19 protein-coding genes are annotated in these 14,175 nt (G+C 63.1%); 8 read left to right on the top strand and 11 right to left on the bottom strand.

The genetic code is table 11. The annotated features are described in order from the left end of the window. Positions 1–95 precede the first annotated feature (95 nt). The 3 genes from ACLP2E_RS06650 to ACLP2E_RS06640 form a co-directional block, all read right to left on the bottom strand. Positions 96–617: an A24 family peptidase gene (locus tag ACLP2E_RS06650; protein ID WP_442463670.1), complete on the bottom strand. Its 522-nt coding sequence runs from the start codon at positions 615–617 to the stop codon at positions 96–98. A 147-nt stretch (positions 618–764) separates the two neighbouring features. Further along, positions 765–929, bottom strand: a complete 165-nt coding sequence (locus tag ACLP2E_RS06645) for a Flp family type IVb pilin (RefSeq protein ID WP_442463669.1) — start codon at positions 927–929, stop codon at positions 765–767. Between the two features lie 288 nt (positions 930–1,217). After that, on the bottom strand, positions 1,218–1,382 hold the full coding sequence (locus tag ACLP2E_RS06640; protein WP_442463668.1) for a Flp family type IVb pilin: 165 nt from the start codon (positions 1,380–1,382) through the stop codon (positions 1,218–1,220). A gap of 336 nt (positions 1,383–1,718) precedes the next feature. Between ACLP2E_RS06640 and ACLP2E_RS06635 the strand changes: the two genes are divergently transcribed. Genes ACLP2E_RS06635 through ACLP2E_RS06625 form a run of 3 tightly spaced genes read left to right on the top strand, consistent with a single transcriptional unit; the run spans position 1,719 to position 3,604 of the window. After that, the gene (locus ACLP2E_RS06635) at positions 1,719–2,216 is read left to right on the top strand and encodes a pilus assembly protein N-terminal domain-containing protein (RefSeq protein ID WP_442465468.1); all 498 of its coding nucleotides are present in this window, start codon (positions 1,719–1,721) and stop codon (positions 2,214–2,216) included. A gap of 24 nt (positions 2,217–2,240) precedes the next feature. After that, positions 2,241–2,861, top strand: coding sequence for a TadE/TadG family type IV pilus assembly protein (locus tag ACLP2E_RS06630; protein ID WP_442463666.1), 621 nt, complete (start codon positions 2,241–2,243; stop codon positions 2,859–2,861). Beyond that, positions 2,858–3,604 (top strand): TadE/TadG family type IV pilus assembly protein, encoded by a 747-nt coding sequence (locus ACLP2E_RS06625; RefSeq protein ID WP_442463665.1) that lies wholly within the window; start codon positions 2,858–2,860, stop codon positions 3,602–3,604. The genes ACLP2E_RS06630 and ACLP2E_RS06625 overlap by 4 nt, the downstream gene beginning before the upstream one ends. Here the strand turns inward: ACLP2E_RS06625 and ACLP2E_RS06620 are convergent, their stop codons facing one another. From ACLP2E_RS06620 to ACLP2E_RS06605, 4 genes are all read right to left on the bottom strand, one after another. Beyond that, complete coding sequence (locus tag ACLP2E_RS06620) at positions 3,605–4,330, bottom strand: DUF1614 domain-containing protein (RefSeq protein ID WP_442463664.1); 726 nt, start codon at positions 4,328–4,330, stop codon at positions 3,605–3,607. Positions 4,331–4,403: 73 nt separating this feature from the next. After that, a complete protein-coding gene (locus tag ACLP2E_RS06615; protein ID WP_442463663.1) occupies positions 4,404–4,640 on the bottom strand; it encodes a hypothetical protein in 237 nt (78 codons plus the stop codon). 118 nt (positions 4,641–4,758) lie between these two features. Beyond that, positions 4,759–5,412, bottom strand: coding sequence for a uracil-DNA glycosylase family protein (locus ACLP2E_RS06610; protein ID WP_442465467.1), 654 nt, complete (start codon positions 5,410–5,412; stop codon positions 4,759–4,761). A 10-nt stretch (positions 5,413–5,422) separates the two neighbouring features. Beyond that, complete coding sequence (locus ACLP2E_RS06605) at positions 5,423–6,034, bottom strand: glutathione S-transferase family protein (RefSeq protein ID WP_442463677.1); 612 nt, start codon at positions 6,032–6,034, stop codon at positions 5,423–5,425. Positions 6,035–6,201: 167 nt separating this feature from the next. Here ACLP2E_RS06605 and ACLP2E_RS06600 point away from each other — a divergent pair, with 167 nt between their 5' ends. Both ACLP2E_RS06600 and ACLP2E_RS06595 read left to right on the top strand, forming a co-directional pair. Continuing rightward, complete coding sequence (locus tag ACLP2E_RS06600) at positions 6,202–7,758, top strand: sensor histidine kinase (RefSeq protein ID WP_442465466.1); 1,557 nt, start codon at positions 6,202–6,204, stop codon at positions 7,756–7,758. Positions 7,759–7,881: 123 nt separating this feature from the next. Then, a complete protein-coding gene (locus ACLP2E_RS06595) occupies positions 7,882–8,064 on the top strand; it encodes a hypothetical protein (RefSeq protein WP_442463660.1) in 183 nt (60 codons plus the stop codon). Between the two features lie 10 nt (positions 8,065–8,074). Here the strand turns inward: ACLP2E_RS06595 and cobT are convergent, their stop codons facing one another. Continuing rightward, positions 8,075–9,106, bottom strand: coding sequence for a nicotinate-nucleotide--dimethylbenzimidazole phosphoribosyltransferase (gene cobT, locus ACLP2E_RS06590; RefSeq protein ID WP_442463659.1), 1,032 nt, complete (start codon positions 9,104–9,106; stop codon positions 8,075–8,077). 203 nt (positions 9,107–9,309) lie between these two features. Here cobT and ACLP2E_RS06585 point away from each other — a divergent pair, with 203 nt between their 5' ends. After that, positions 9,310–9,591, top strand: coding sequence for a hypothetical protein (locus tag ACLP2E_RS06585; RefSeq protein WP_442465465.1), 282 nt, complete (start codon positions 9,310–9,312; stop codon positions 9,589–9,591). Between the two features lie 51 nt (positions 9,592–9,642). Here the strand turns inward: ACLP2E_RS06585 and ispH are convergent, their stop codons facing one another. After that, positions 9,643–10,602 (bottom strand): 4-hydroxy-3-methylbut-2-enyl diphosphate reductase, encoded by a 960-nt coding sequence (gene ispH, locus ACLP2E_RS06580; RefSeq protein ID WP_442463657.1) that lies wholly within the window; start codon positions 10,600–10,602, stop codon positions 9,643–9,645. Between the two features lie 159 nt (positions 10,603–10,761). Next, positions 10,762–11,310, bottom strand: coding sequence for a CBS domain-containing protein (locus ACLP2E_RS06575; RefSeq protein WP_442463656.1), 549 nt, complete (start codon positions 11,308–11,310; stop codon positions 10,762–10,764). A 224-nt stretch (positions 11,311–11,534) separates the two neighbouring features. Here ACLP2E_RS06575 and ACLP2E_RS06570 point away from each other — a divergent pair, with 224 nt between their 5' ends. Next, positions 11,535–12,335, top strand: a complete 801-nt coding sequence (locus ACLP2E_RS06570) for a DUF937 domain-containing protein (RefSeq protein WP_442465464.1) — start codon at positions 11,535–11,537, stop codon at positions 12,333–12,335. 155 nt (positions 12,336–12,490) lie between these two features. Beyond that, on the top strand, positions 12,491–13,876 hold the full coding sequence (locus tag ACLP2E_RS06565) for a glutamate--cysteine ligase (protein ID WP_442463654.1): 1,386 nt from the start codon (positions 12,491–12,493) through the stop codon (positions 13,874–13,876). A 4-nt stretch (positions 13,877–13,880) separates the two neighbouring features. Here the strand turns inward: ACLP2E_RS06565 and ACLP2E_RS06560 are convergent, their stop codons facing one another. After that, a complete protein-coding gene (locus ACLP2E_RS06560) occupies positions 13,881–14,171 on the bottom strand; it encodes a hypothetical protein (RefSeq protein WP_442463653.1) in 291 nt (96 codons plus the stop codon). Positions 14,172–14,175 lie beyond the last annotated feature (4 nt).

Here is a 14,175-nt window from a genome sequence, read left to right as displayed (position 1 = left end):
TACTAAATCTTGTCTTCAAGTAGCGAGGCAGATGTTCCGCAGCGTAAGCTTAAATATCGAAAAACAGCGGCTATTTGGGCTTTTTCTTCAGAAGCTCATCCGCCGAGGACGCGGACGAAGACTCCCGTTTCGGGATAGAGGGCGAGGCCTGCGGCGGCCAGGGCGATGCCATAGGGCACACCAACATCCTTGTCGTGCAGCCGCATGATCCAAAGCCGGGTGCGCGCCCAGCCGGGCATCGGCCAGCGGCGAAACTGCAAAAGGGCCAAGGTGAGCGCGCCGCCCGCAAGCGCCGAGCCCATGCCATATTCGGCGAGATGTTCGACGCCCATCCAGACCGCCGTGGTCGCCGCCAGCTTGGCGTCGCCGCCGCCGATCCAGCCGAAGCAGAACAGGCTGAAAGTCAGGACCAGCACGCCGAAGCCGCAGGCCAGATGCAGTCCGATCGTCGAAACCGGCATTCCCGCCAGCAACCCAACGCCGACGAAGGCGATGACGAGCAGGATCGAAATCCAGTTCGAAATGGTCATGGTGAAGAGATCGGAAAAGGCGGCATAGGCCATGAGGGACGGAAAAACCAAAAGCATGGGCGCATCGAACATGGGCGCGTCGGGCATGGGCTGATCCGCCGTGTTGTCGGGGCGCGCCCACGTCGGGCGCGCCCCAGGGTTCGAGAAAAAGCCCCGAACGAAGTCCGGGGCTCTCGGCTATGTGACGCCCGCTTTTGGCGCCTTTGCGAAGGCCGCGGCCTTTCGGAAAACGCCTCAGTTCAGGCCGTTGGAGATCGAGGTGAACTTGTTGTTCAGCTTGCTGCCGACGGCGGTGAGGGTGGTGATGGCGACGACCGAGATGAGCGCGGCGATTAGGCCATATTCAATGGCGGTGGCGCCGGACTGGTCGTTGAAGAAACGGAAAAAAAGCGACTTCATGGTTGGCTCCAGGTTGGATCTGACTCGGCGCCGGAATTTGCTCGGAACCAGCGGCGATGGAGTGACTATATCCGATGATAATTTCGTTATTATTAAAGCAAATGCGTCAATTTACGATCAAAAAAGCAAGGTAAATACATTATTTATATTTGCATTACGCGCGTAATATTACTAATTTTGGTCAGTTAAGACAGTATTAACCGATATGTTCACTAAACGCTGAGGCGCGGCGCACGGAAGGTCATTGGATCGCGGCTGGCGCCTATCGGCGCCGCCGCGTCGGACGATTTAGTTCAGGCCGCTGGAAATCGAGGTGAACTTGTTGTTCAGGTTGCTGCCTACGGTGGTCAGGACGCCGATGCAGACGACAGCGATCAATGCGGCGATGAGGCCATATTCGATGGCGGTGGCGCCGGACTGGTCCTGCGTGAAACGGAGGAAAAGCGACTTCATCATTGGCTCCCTGGGACGCGGGCTTGCGGGACAACGCCCGCACGCGCTAGGGGCGCACGTCGAGCAAGAAGAGGATAGATCGCATCTATTACAGCATAGTTAAGTTGTCATTTAAAAACTCCTTGGTATGCCTTACGTTGGTAAGTTACGTTCAAGCTATCGCTGACTGAGACGTTGGTTAGATAGGCTTTGATCATGCCGTTTTATGATGACGTAACGTAATCTAGTTTTTTAATATACGCTGATATCCAGGTATTTTACTCTAAATTCAGCAATCCTTCACCAATGTGCTGTCTAACATAGGCGGTGGCGCCATCGGAGCATCAGGAGGGTTTCATGCGTCTTCGTGCGGCAAGGATTTCCATCGGCCTATGGCTGGCGATCGCCGGAGCGACTGCGCCAGGCGGAACGCCCTGCGGGGGCATTTTCGCACCTGGCGGGGCTTGGGCGGCTTCGGTCGATCTGGTGCAGGTCTCGGTCGACAAGGCGCGGGTCGCGCGCATCCCCGACCATACCCAGATCCTGGTGATCGGCCAGCCTGGCATAGCCGACGTCACCATGCTCAAGAACAGCGGGATGGGCGTCATCACAGGGAAAAGCTTTGGCGAAACCAATCTGGTCGCGCTGGACGCCCAGGGCAACCTGCTCGGCGAATGGACGGTGCGGGTAGGCGCCGATGCGGGCGGTCTGCTGGTGCAGAACGGCCTCAACCGCGAAAGCTATATCTGCTCGCCCAATTGCCTGCCGACCATCGATCTGGCCGACGCCAAGACGATCGCTTCCGAGCGGGCCGCCGCCGCCGCCCAGCACACCGTCTTCGCCGCCGGCCGATAAGCAGCGCCAAACATGGATCAATCGATGGGTCAAAGCGAAAAAAGGCGAGGGGCGAGGCCGCGTCGCCTGATCTTGCGCCGTTTCGCCCGGGGCCACGAGGGCGCGGCGATGGTGGAATTCGCCTTGGTGGCGATTCCCTTTCTCGGCCTGCTCTGCGCCATTTTTGAAACCGCCTTCGTTTTTTTCACCCATGAAGTGTTCGACAATGCGGTCGCCACCGTCGCGCGGCAGGTTCTGGTCAATAATTACACAGCGAATTCGACTCAGACGGCCTCTTCCTTTCTCACCAACACCTTCTGTCCTACGCTCCCTTCCTTCATCAACTGCGCCAATGTGACGCTGAATATTCAGGCCTATAATCCGGCGACCAGCAATTTTTCGTCGGTGGCGGGTTCGATCAATCAAAGCTGGTACAATTCGCCCGCGACCAGCGTGAACCTCGGCCAACCCGGCTATATCGTGGTGTTCCAGGCCTTTTACCCGATGCCGGTCTATCTCTCGCTTCTGGTGGCCACGGGAACGCAGGGCGGCGGCGCGGCCAATCTTTACGCTCACGCGTCGAATTCGGTTTACGCCAATCCGAACGGATCGGGTTTCGTCCATGCGATCTTCTCGACCGTGGTTTTCAGGAACGAGCCGACATGAACGCGCCCTTGCCGCCCAAGGCGCTGTCGATCTTGGCGCGCCGCCTCGGTCGCGCGAAAAGCGGCGTCGCCGCTGTCGAATTCGCCCTGATCCTGCCGATGATGCTGGCGCTCTATTTCGGCTGCGTCGTGTTGTGCCAAGGCCTCGAAGCCGGGCGCAAAACGCAGGCGCTGTCGCGCACCCTCGCCGACGTGACGGCGCAGACGCTGCCGGTGAGCGGCGCGAGTAATCCGGTTTTGGCCGACGCCGACATTCTCAACATTTTCGCCGCCGCCTCCGCCGTGCTCTATCCCTTTGCCGGCGCGACCAACATGACGATTTCGGAGATCGTCTTCGACAATGTCTCCGCCAGCAACAGCCAATGCTGCGTCGCCAAGGTGCTTTGGAGCGTCGGCTCCGGTCCCGGTCCGGCCTTGCGCCGGTGCCCGACCCTGAGCCAATCGGCCAATGGGGTGAACGGCGCGTCACTGATGCCGGCAGGCGCCTATCCGCCCAATGTCGCCAGCGGCAACGCCGTCGACACTTATCTGATCGTCGCCGACGTGACCTATGGCTATAATCCCGGCTTCGGCATCCAGAACAATAACTGGAGCCAGACCACCACGACCGGCGCAACCGGCTATGTGATCGCCCAGACGACCTATATGTCGCCGCGCAATGGCGCCAACACGCCGATCCTGTGGACGCCCGGCGGAACCATTCCCACCACGAACTACGTCGTCTGCACGCCGAACAAGCCGTAATCAGCTATTCTTCGATACTTGCGTTTCATCGCGGCTGGCGATGCTGGCCAGCAGCACGGCTAACAGGCCGGTGACGAAAATGCCGTCAAAAGTGCCGGCGCCGCCGATCGATGCGACCGGCGCGCCGAGTCCCTGTATCTTGTCGAGGTTGGTGAGGTCGGCGCCGATCAACACTCCGAGGCTGCCGCCGACATAGGCCAGCGGCGCCAGTTCTCGCCAAGACACCAAAGCCGCGACCAGGGCGGCGGCGAGCGGCGGCGCGAAGGTCGGCAGGGCGATGCCGACGCCGGCGACCGGGCGCGCCAGGGCATGGCAGATAAAAGCCATGATCGCGGTGGCGATCAGTCCCTCGCCCCAGATGCGGCGCCGCGCCAGAAGATGGAGCGACAATAGCGTCGGGATCACCGCGCCCCCGACATTTACCGCGAGAATGACGCCCTCCGCGCCGGTCGGCTCCGGCACGACATAGGGCATGCCGTAGAACATCACTTCGCCGCTCTCCGCCATGGGTTCGGGAGCGAGCTGGGCGATGGGAATGTTGATCGCGCTGCCGATCAGCGAGCCGAAAAGCAGGAACATGGCGGCGCCGGAACTGACGCCGAGCCGCATATAGGCGAAGCGCAGCACGCGAACCTGCACCAGCACGATCAGCAGCGCCAGCGCGAAAGCGAAAGCGGCGAAAAAAGGTAGCGCGATGGGAAAATAATGGGTGTGGGAATAATACATTTCGCGCCGGCTGTTGAGGCGTGTTCAAGCGAAGCGGAATTATTTTCGCATATAAAGGCGCGTCAGGACAGGATCAGTTGGCGCTGGTCTCTTCTTTGTCCGTCTCGTCTTCGATGGTCTCAAATTGATCGTCGGGCGCGCCCCAGACCACCAGTTGCGGGCCAAAACGCACGTCGAGCCGATGGGCCTGGTTTTCGCCGCGCAGCAGGCGGTAACGGCAGAGCACCGCGCCTTGCGCGTCGCGCGGAATATTCAGTTGCAGGCTGAGGGGCGAAGCCGCCTTGAAGCGTACTTTCTGTCCGGTTTGCATGACGGCCTCCCTGAGGGGCTGCAGCCCATGTTTCGCGGCTGGATGCCGCAATCGAATGCTTGATTATAATCATTCTATTTCCGCAGTGCAGCATGGCAAGAGAAAATCGTCATTTCTTTCAATCTTGATACTTTTTACCAATTCGTTCATCCCCCAGAGTCTCCGCGACGAGGGCGCGCAGCATCGGCACGATTTCGTCCTCGAACCAGGGATGGCGCTTCAGCCAGCCGCTGTTGCGCCATGAAGGGTGCGGCAAGGCGAGGATTCGCGGCGTTGAAGCGTCAGGCGTGGCAAGAAGGCGAACGATTTCGTCCAGCGGCAGCTTTTTCGGCAGCGGCCGTCCCAGTCGGGCGCAATGATAATTCTGCGCGGGGCGGCCGACCGCCAGAATGATTCGGATTTGCGGCATGAGGGCGAAAAGCCCGTCGTGCCAGCGCTCGCGGCATTCGCGGCGCGGCGGCAGGTCGCCGCCCTTGGCGTCGTTGCCGGGAAAGCAGAAGCCCATCGGCGCGATGGCGATCTTCGCTTCATCATAGAATTGCGCGCGGTCGATTCCCATCCACAGGCGCAGCCGGTCCCCGGAGGGGTCGTCGAACGGCAAGCCGGAGGCATGGACGCGCACGCCGGGCGCCTGGCCGGCGATCAACAGCCGCGCCGTCGCCGAGACTCGCAGCACCGGTCGAGGCTGGTGCGGCAGCGGCTGCCCGTTAGGCGCCTCGACGCAGAGGCGGCAGGCGCGGATTTTTTCCGCATAGGCTGTCAGCGCGTCCATCGAACCAACGTCAAGCAGCGGCGCTGGGGCGGGCGGCGACCTCCGCCCGCCAGCGGGCGAAATGGACGAGGTCTTCGGGAAAGGCGATGCGGGCGAATTTGGCGAAATCGGCGGCGATGAATGCGGTGATGTCGGCGATGGTGAAGGCGTCGCCGGCGAGGAAACGGCGGTTCGCCAGTTTGCCGTCAAGAAATTTCGCGAAGGCCACGGCGCGCGGCCGGGCGGTTTCGGCCAGTTCGGCGATCTGCGGCTTCTCCATCTCGCGCATCGCGGGGTGGCTGTGGCGGAAAGCCTGGGCGACGGGAAGAAAAAACTCCAGTTCCGCGCGTCGCTGCCACATTTCCACGCGGGCTTTTTCCAGCGCGCCGGTCCCGAACAACGGCGGCTGCGGCTGGGTTTCCTCGAAATAGCGGCAGATCGCCACCGATTCGCAAAGAATTTCGCCGGAATCGAGCACGAGCGCCGGGATGCGCTGAAGCGGATTGATGGCGGCGTATTCCGGCTCCTTCTGCTGCAATTTCGCGAGGTCTACCGTCTCGGTGGGGACGATGATCCCCTTTTCGGCAAGAAAGATGCGGACACGGCGCGGGTTGGGCGCCACCGGGGAGTCGTAAAGCTTCATGCCGCGCGCCTCGGTCGGGGGGAAGACGAAGACCAGCAGACAGGGACGCAAGGCCGCTGTCAATCGCCGGAAACCTCGACAATTGTCCATTTTGCGTCAGTCGCCCATTAAGGTTTTTACGTCAGGGTGAGGTCGTCCCGTCACGCAAAATCTGGCCTTTCATCGGAATGTCCGAAGTCACCGCAGAAATGATCGCGCGCGGGCGTTTCGCCGACGCCGGCGCCCCGGATCGGCGCCGGCGGGCCAATCGCCTGCGGGAGGCGCGGGAGCGGCTGACCACCTCCGGCGCCGGTTCCCGCGTTTTCGACCTGGAGCTGCTGCGTCTTTACGCTGACGGGCGCCGGGCGGCGATCCTGCCGCAACTTCTGCTGTGTTTCGCCATTGCGACGATGACCACGCTATGGCTTCCGCCGATGGTGGTCGCGGTTTGGTTCGCCGTGCAATTGAGCGCGGTGGGCATGGCGCATATGCTGGCGATCCGCCTGCTTGGACAGGACAGGACGACGATCCGGCCGCGCAACTGGCGCGCCCGCTTCGTTTTCGCCGAGGGCGCCAACGGGCTTGGCTGGGGCCTTTTCGCCGTGCTGATGATCGGCGTCGCCGACCCCTGGGCGACGACCTACGTCATGGTGGTGTTCATGCTGGCGGCGGCCGTCCACACCGTGGTCACCGCCTTTGTTCCGGCGGCGGTCTATGCCGCCCTTACGCCCATGGCTTTGGGGGAGCTCATCTATATGCGGCCGTCGAGCTTTTACGGCCCGATCGCGCCGATGACCCTGCTGGCGCTTGGCGCCTTGCTCTGTTTCGTGGCTCTGGCGCGGCGCACCTACGCCAGCCAGCTCGACTCCCTGGCCTTCCAGGCGGACAAGGATCTGGCGATCGTCGAACTGGAGCAGTCCAAGGCGATATCCGACGAGGCGCGGCGGCGCGCCGAAGAGGCCAGCCTCGCCAAATCGCGTTTCCTCGCCACCATGTCGCATGAACTGCGCACGCCGCTGAACGCCATTCTCGGCTTTTCGGAAGTGATGAAGTCCGAATTGTTCGGCCGGCACGCCGTCGCCGCCTATCGCGACTATTCCCAGGACATCCATTCGAGCGGCGAACATCTCTTGATGCTCATCAATGAAATACTGGACCTGTCGCGAGTCGAGGCCGGACGTTACGAACTCAGGGAGGAGGCGGTCCTCCTTTCGGAAATCGTCGAGGACTGCCGGCGCCTGCTGGCCTTGCGCGCCGGCAAGCGCGGCGTCAGCCTGGAGGAAGTCGTCGAGCCGGACATGCCGCGCATCTGGGCGGATGAGCGGGCCCTGCGCCAGATCGCGCTCAATCTGCTGACCAACGCCATCAAATTCACCCCGCAGGGCGGCGGGGTGCAGATCAAGGTCGGCTGGACGCTGGCCGGCGGCCAGTATTTCGCGATCAGGGACAATGGACCGGGGATTCCCGAGGAGGAAATTCCGGTGATCATGGGATCATTCGGGCGCGGCTCGATGGCGCAGAAAAACGCCGACGAAGGCGCCGGCCTGGGCCTGCCCATCGTCAAGGCGCTGGTCGAGTTGCACGGCGGCGTATTCAATCTGCGTTCCAAATTGCGCGAAGGCACGGAAGTGATCGTGGTCTTGCCGCCGGAAAGGGTGATGAACGCCCTTTCGCAACTCGATCCCGACGCGCCGGAACCCGAACGCGTCGTCCGCCGTCGCCGGATGGCCCGCAGCGCGGCTTGATAAAGGGAGCGGTGCAGGTCGGGATTGAAATGCTCGTCGCACAGCAACAGATTCGGCTTCAAAAGCGTTTCCATTTCGCATCGCCCGATGTTTGTCATCGTGGAAAAAACGGCGAGGATCGCCATGCAGGAAACCGAAATCCAGGATTACGCGCGCCAATTGTTCGACGCCCACGGCGACAAGGCCCTGGTGGAAGCCGCCCAGAAGGCTCGTTCGCTCGAAGAGAAGGGCGACAAAGAGGAAGCTGAGACCTGGCGGCGGATAGAGGCGGCCATCAAGCTGATGCGCGGTCCACACGTGAGCTGAACCGGGCGCATCAATCCGCCTTGTTGTCCACCCCGGCGGCGGCAAAGGTCGCCATGTCGTTGTGGCAGGCCAGGGCCGCCCTCACGAGGCCGATCGCCAGAGCGGCGCCGGAGCCTTCGCCGAGCCTCATGCCGAGATCGAGCAGCGGCTTCTTGCCCAGTTTCCGCAAGATCTCGGCGTGGGCGCCCTCCGCCGAGACATGGCCGGCGAGGCAATGATCGATGCTGGCTGGATCGATGGCGTGGAGGATCGCCGCCGCGGCGCAGACCACGTAGCCGTCGAGCAGAACCGGGGTCCGCTCCATCCGCGCCGCCAGGATCGCGCCCGCCATCGCGGCGATTTCGCGCCCGCCGAGCCGGCGCAAGACCTCGAACGGATCGTCGAGATGTTCCTTGTGCAAGGCGACCGCGCGAAAAACCGCGTCGGTCTTGCGGCGCAGGCCCTCGTCGTCGACGCCGGTTCCGCGCCCGACCCAGTCGGCGGCCTCGCCGCCATAGAGCGCGTGATAGACGGCGGCGGCGATGGTGGTGTTGCCAATGCCCATTTCGCCGAGCGCCAGCAGATCGGCGCCCCCGGCGATGGCCTCCATGCCGAAGGCGATGGTCGCCGCGCATTCGCGCGCTTCCATGGCCGGCGCCTCGGTAATGTCGCGGGTCGGCAGGTCGAGCGCCAGTTCGAACACTTTCAGGCCGGCGCCGTGGATGGCGCAGATCTGGTTGACGGCGCCGCCGCCGGAGGAAAAATTTTTCAGCATCTGCGCGGTGACGCTGGCTGGATAGGGCGAAACGCCCTGCGCGACGACGCCATGATTCGCGGCGAAAACGACCACGGTCGGACGATCGAGCGTCGGCTCGGCCTTGTCCTGCCAGGCGGCGAGCCATTCGACCAGTTCCTCCAGCCGCCCCAACGCGCCGGGCGGCTTGGTCAATTGCGCGTCGCGCGCGCGGACCGCGGCGACGGCGCTGGCGGAAGCCGGCGGCAGTTGCGCCAGCAGGGCGCGAAAGGCGTCGAAAGGATGTTCGGCGGCGAGTTTGGGTTGCATTTTCTTGCCCGCGAGATTGGGACGGCTCAGGCGGCCGGATAAGGCGACGGTCTTAGAACAGGATCGCGCAAAGGGGAAACCGGTTTTTGAACAGCCGAGCTGGCGGCGGGTGAATATTGGCTGAACGGGGCGCTCAGCCGATGTTCAGGCCGCTTGGCGCATCCTCCTTTTTGTCGGCAAAAAGACCGAAACAGGAGCTTAGCATGCTGAACGTCAGAAACGCCCTCTCGGCTGCGCTCGTTCTGGGCGCGACCGCACTGGCCCTCCCGGCCTCGACAACTTCCGCCGCCGCGCTTCCGCTCGCCAGCCTCGACCCGGCCGTCGTGCGTGACGGCCAGACCGTGCAGATCGACCAGGTTCGCTGGGTCTGCGGCCCTTATCGCTGCTTCTGGCGGCCCAATTACTACGCTTATGGCGGCTGGGGCGGTCCGCGCTGGGGATATGGTCCCGGCTGGGGCTATCGCCGTCCCTGGCGCCGCTGGTGAAGTCTGGAACCGAATTTGAAAAACCCGCCGAGAAAATCCGGCGGGTTTTTCTCACGCTACTTTTTCGCGCAGGTTTCGCGGCAGCGGAAAGGAGACGTCCTCCGTCGCCGTGGTCACCGTATCGATGACCAGTTCGTATTTCTCGCCAACCGCCGCAAGGATTTCCTCGACCAGGATTTCCGGCGCGGAAGCGCCCGCCGTCACGCCCAGCGACCGAATGTCCTGCAACTGGCTCCAGTCGATGTCGGAAGCGCGGAGAACCAGTTGCGCGGAGCGGCAGCCATTGCGCTCCGCCACTTCCTTCAGCCGCTGCGAATTGGAGGAATTGGGCGAACCGACGACGATGAAAGCGTCGACCTTGTGGGCGATCTCCTTCACCGCCTCCTGGCGGTTGGTGGTGGCGTAGCAGATGTCCTGCCTGTGCGGGCCGACGATCTGCGGAAACCGGGCCTTCAAAGCGTTGACCACCGCGGCCATGTCGTCGACCGAAAGGGTGGTCTGGGTGACGAAGGCGAGGGCGTCCTCGGCCGTGAAGGGCAAGGCCGCGACATCTTCGGCGCTTTCCACCAAAGTCACGGCGCCTTCCGGCAATTGCCCCATCGTGCCGATCACTTCCGGATGGCCCTTGTGGCCGACCAGGATGACCTTGCGGTCGCGCCGGAAATGAATTTCCGCCTCGCGATGGACCTTGGTCACCAGCGGGCAGGTGGCGTCTATGGCGAGCAGGTTTCGCTGTTCCGCTTCGGCGGGCACGGCTTTCGGCACGCCATGCGCCGAAAACACCACCGGCGCGCCATTGTCGGGCACTTCGTCGAGTTCCTCGACGAAGATCGCGCCCTTGCGCTTCAAACCCTCGACCACATAGCGGTTATGCACGATTTCGTGGCGCACATAGACCGGGGCGCCGAACTTGTGCAGGGCGTGCTCGACAATGTCGATGGCGCGCACGACGCCGGCGCAGAAACCCCTCGGCGCGCAGAGAAAAACTTTCAGGGTGGGTTTGGCGCTCATCTCATCCTCAATTCATGGAACCCGGTTCAACCGCGACGCGAGGGGCCAGAAGGGCTGATTTTGGCTCGATCTTGTGGGCGCGGTCCGGTTTCCTGTCAAGCGGCGACGGTTTGGGCGCTTGTTCGGCAAGAAGTTCTGCGGATCGGCAGGCGCGCTCGCTCAGCAGCTATAGGTTCCGCGAAGGAACAGCAACTTCTGATCCATCTCGGTCTCCTGGAAAATGCGTTCGAAATAGGCGATCCTCGCGGCCAACAGATCGGCTTCCGACAGCAGACCGACCAGCCGGCCCTGGTCGAGAACGGCCAAATGCGTGACATGCCGCTCGTTCATCAGGCTCTGGCAGCGCCGCAGGGTGTCCGCCGGGGCGACACCCGCCACGAATGGGGTCATGATGTCGACGACCGGCGTGTCTTTCGCTGTGCGGTTCGCCGGCAGACAATTGCGCGCATGGTCACGCTCGGAAAAAATTCCGACGATACCGGCCGGCGACACCACGGCGACCGCGGCGGTATCGCGCTCGGCCATGACCTTAAGCGCATCGAGCACGGTCGCTTCCTCGCCGACTGTGGCGACATTCAATGGACCCGAACGCGCCAGCGCCGTTTTCCCGGTGGGTTCGGGCACGCGCGGATGTTGCGCTTCCGGGATCGCCAGTCGCGCCGCGAGCACGCCCTGCTCGCCGCTTTCGGTTCGTGGGGATGCGGCCATGGTCAGCCTCTCTGCTGTGCGGACTGCAACCGTTAACATGGCGCCACAAGTCCTCCGATACAGCCCCACCCCCGCGCTATTGTCGGAAAAGTGCAATCAAGCGCCCCTAAGCTCGGCCGGCGACGCGGCGCGCTCGCACAGGAGCGCGCCTTGCGCTAGGTATGGCTTGGATTTCGACGGGTCTCCGTTTTTCCGATTCGCCGCGTTATTGAAATGAGGACAAAATGGTCGACCTTTCCGAACTCTTGCAGGCCGCCCATGGCGGCGACGCCGTCACCGCGCTCGCGCAAAAATATGGAATTTCGCAGGAACAGGCCAAAGCGGCGCTCGCCGCGCTGTCGCCCGCTCTCGCGCAGGGCGTGCAGAATCACCTGCAGAACCCGGAAGGGTTCAGTCAGATTCTCGGCCATTTGAACGACCCGGCGCACCAGGCGGCTTATGGCGACGTCGCCGGCGTCGATGCGCCCGCCGCCGCCAATGCCGGCGGCGACCTGCTCGGCCAGATTTTCGGCGGTTCGGCCAATGTCGAACAGATCGTCCAGCATATCGGCCAGGAAACCGGTCTCAGCCCCGACCTGCTCAACAAGCTCATGCCGGTCGTCGCCTCGATGACCATGGGCGGCGTCGCCAAGTCCTTGCAGGAAGGCGGGCTCGGCGGACTTCTGCAGCAGTTTGGCGGCGCGGCTGGTCAGAACGGCGTCCTCGGCGGCATTTTCGGCCAGCTGGCTTCCGCGCTTGGCCAGAGCGCCCAGAACGCCCAGGCCCAGGCGGGTCAGGCTGCGGGTCAGGCGCAGGCTGGCGGGCTCGGCGGCATTTTCGGCGCGGTCGTAGGCGCGATTTTCGGCCAGTCCACTCCGGAGGCGGGCGCTTCCGCGGCGCCGCAATCTGGCGCGGCTCCTGCTGCCGGCGGCATCGACCCGGCTTTGGCGCAGGCGGCGATGAATGCGCTCGGCGGCCTGTTCCAGTCCGCCTCGGCCTCTCCCGGCCTGCAGAACGTGTTGGGTCAGATTCTCGTCAAGCGCTGAATGAGCTGAGCCTGAACTGGCGCAAAACCTGCTTGCTTCGCGGCACGATTGCGGCCGGCCTCGCTTCGCCCTAAATAGGGCGAAGTGGGCGAGAGGAAAGGGCGTCATTGCGACGCCCTTTTTTCGCCGCCAGTAATTTCGTTTGAAAGCAGCCGATGGCCCGCGACGTTGTCGATGAAACCCCTATCTCGTCGCGCGACGAACTGGTCAGCTGGCTCGAGGCGGGATGCAAGCCGCAGGGCCCGTTCCTGGTTGGGACGGAACACGAAAAAATCCCGTTTTATCGCGCCGATCTCCGACCCGTGCCCTACGAGGGGCGTCCCGAGTTTGGCCAAGCAGGAATAAGAGCGCTGCTCGAAGGCCTTCGCCAGTCGCAGGACTGGGAGGCGATCGAGGACGGCGGCGCCGTCATCGGCCTCTACGACCCGCGCGGCGGCGGCGCCATTTCGCTGGAGCCGGGGGGCCAGTTCGAACTATCCGGCGCGCCGCTCGATTCGGTCCATGAAACAGCTGCTGAATTGCAGGCGCATTTCGCCGCCCTCGCGCCCCTGTGCGAAAAACTCGGAGTTGGCTTCCTCGATCTTGGCGTTTCCCCGCTGTGGACGCGCGAGGAAACCCCGGTCATGCCGAAACAGCGCTATGCGATCATGGCCCGCTATATGCGGAAAGTCGGCGGGCTCGGCCTCGACATGATGTTTCGCACCTCGACGGTGCAAACCAATATAGATTTCGCCTCGGAAGCCGACATGGTCGCGAAAATGCGGCTTGCTCTGGCCGTTCAACCGATGATCACCGCGCTTTTCGCCAATTCGCCTTTTACCGGCGGCAAGCCCAACGGTTTTCTTTCGCTGCGCTCGCATATCTGGACCGACACCGATCCGGCGCGCACGGGCATGCTGCCCTTCGTGTTCGAGCCAGGCATGGGGTTCGAGGCTTACGTCGATTATGCGCTCGATGTGCCGCTCTATTTCGTCAAGCGCGGCGACGTCTATCACGATGTGGCCGGGGCCTCCTTCCGCGATCTGCTGGAAGGACGGCTGCACGAGCTGCCCGGCGTCCGCGCCACGCTTTCCGACTGGGCCAACCATCTGTCGACCTTGTTTCCGGAAGTTCGGCTGAAGCGCTACATGGAAATGCGCGGCGCCGATGTCGGCCCGCGCGAAAACATTGTGGGCCTGGCCGCGCTCTGCGCCGGTCTGTTCTACGACGATCAGGCCAGCGCGGCCGCGTGGGAGCTGGTGAAGGGTCTTTCCGCCGAAGACCGCCAGAAGCTTCGCGACGACGCGCCGAAACTCGGTCTTCGGGCGACGGCGGGGGGAATCGGCCTGCTCGATCTGGCGCGAAAAATCCTGCCTCTGGCGCGAGGCGGTCTTTCGCGCCGCGGTCGCCTCGATGCAGCGGGCGAGGACGAAGGGCGCCATCTGCTGGCTTTGGAGGAAATCGCCGAAAGCGGGATCAATCTCGCCGAGCGCCGGCTGGCGCTATTCCATGGCAGATGGAAGGAAAACATCGCGCCGGTTTTCGCCGAATGCGTGTTTTAGCAGCTCACATCCCGTCGAAATTCATCGGTTTCAGCCGCAGCCGGTCCTGCGGCGCAGCCGCCTGGGCGTTCTGCATATGGCCGTAATTGGCGTGGGCCGGCCCAGTGGGCAGTGGCGCATGGGAACCCTTGTGCGGCTCGATCTCGCTCCAGTCGGAGCCGCCACTGAACTCTACGCGGAGATGCCCGCTTTCTTGCGCGGCGGCGGAAGAAACCAGCATCAATGGCGGCAGACAAGGCGACAGGACGGCGATTACGCATAAATGACGCAAATTCCCTCGCTTTGTTGGCGCCATGAAA

This window comes from Rhodoblastus sp., from assembly GCF_052145335.1.
In the GTDB taxonomy this organism is placed as follows: Bacteria; Pseudomonadota; Alphaproteobacteria; order Rhizobiales; family Beijerinckiaceae; genus Rhodoblastus.
This window is presented reverse-complemented; position numbering and strand designations above follow the sequence as displayed.

Bases quoted from the DNA above. Each gene is read 5' to 3' on its own strand.
- cobT (WP_442463659.1), bottom strand. From the start codon at position 9,106: ATGCAACCCAAACTCGCCGCCGAACATCCTTTCGACGCCTTTCGCGCC.
- ACLP2E_RS06570 (WP_442465464.1), top strand. From the start codon at position 11,535: ATGGTCGACCTTTCCGAACTCTTGCAGGCCGCCCATGGCGGCGACGCC.
- ACLP2E_RS06625 (WP_442463665.1), top strand. From the start codon at position 2,858: ATGAACGCGCCCTTGCCGCCCAAGGCGCTGTCGATCTTGGCGCGCCGC.
- ACLP2E_RS06610 (WP_442465467.1), bottom strand. From the start codon at position 5,412: ATGGACGCGCTGACAGCCTATGCGGAAAAAATCCGCGCCTGCCGCCTC.
- ACLP2E_RS06650 (WP_442463670.1), bottom strand. From the start codon at position 617: ATGCCCGACGCGCCCATGTTCGATGCGCCCATGCTTTTGGTTTTTCCG.
- ACLP2E_RS06630 (WP_442463666.1), top strand. From the start codon at position 2,241: ATGGGTCAAAGCGAAAAAAGGCGAGGGGCGAGGCCGCGTCGCCTGATC.
- ACLP2E_RS06605 (WP_442463677.1), bottom strand. From the start codon at position 6,034: ATGAAGCTTTACGACTCCCCGGTGGCGCCCAACCCGCGCCGTGTCCGC.
- ACLP2E_RS06645 (WP_442463669.1), bottom strand. From the start codon at position 929: ATGAAGTCGCTTTTTTTCCGTTTCTTCAACGACCAGTCCGGCGCCACC.
- ACLP2E_RS06620 (WP_442463664.1), bottom strand. From the start codon at position 4,330: ATGTATTATTCCCACACCCATTATTTTCCCATCGCGCTACCTTTTTTC.
- ispH (WP_442463657.1), bottom strand. From the start codon at position 10,602: ATGAGCGCCAAACCCACCCTGAAAGTTTTTCTCTGCGCGCCGAGGGGT.
- ACLP2E_RS06595 (WP_442463660.1), top strand. From the start codon at position 7,882: ATGCAGGAAACCGAAATCCAGGATTACGCGCGCCAATTGTTCGACGCC.
- ACLP2E_RS06640 (WP_442463668.1), bottom strand. From the start codon at position 1,382: ATGAAGTCGCTTTTCCTCCGTTTCACGCAGGACCAGTCCGGCGCCACC.
- ACLP2E_RS06575 (WP_442463656.1), bottom strand. From the start codon at position 11,310: ATGGCCGCATCCCCACGAACCGAAAGCGGCGAGCAGGGCGTGCTCGCG.
- ACLP2E_RS06635 (WP_442465468.1), top strand. From the start codon at position 1,719: ATGCGTCTTCGTGCGGCAAGGATTTCCATCGGCCTATGGCTGGCGATC.
- ACLP2E_RS06600 (WP_442465466.1), top strand. From the start codon at position 6,202: ATGTCCGAAGTCACCGCAGAAATGATCGCGCGCGGGCGTTTCGCCGAC.
- ACLP2E_RS06560 (WP_442463653.1), bottom strand. From the start codon at position 14,171: ATGGCGCCAACAAAGCGAGGGAATTTGCGTCATTTATGCGTAATCGCC.
- ACLP2E_RS06615 (WP_442463663.1), bottom strand. From the start codon at position 4,640: ATGCAAACCGGACAGAAAGTACGCTTCAAGGCGGCTTCGCCCCTCAGC.
- ACLP2E_RS06565 (WP_442463654.1), top strand. From the start codon at position 12,491: ATGGCCCGCGACGTTGTCGATGAAACCCCTATCTCGTCGCGCGACGAA.
- ACLP2E_RS06585 (WP_442465465.1), top strand. From the start codon at position 9,310: ATGCTGAACGTCAGAAACGCCCTCTCGGCTGCGCTCGTTCTGGGCGCG.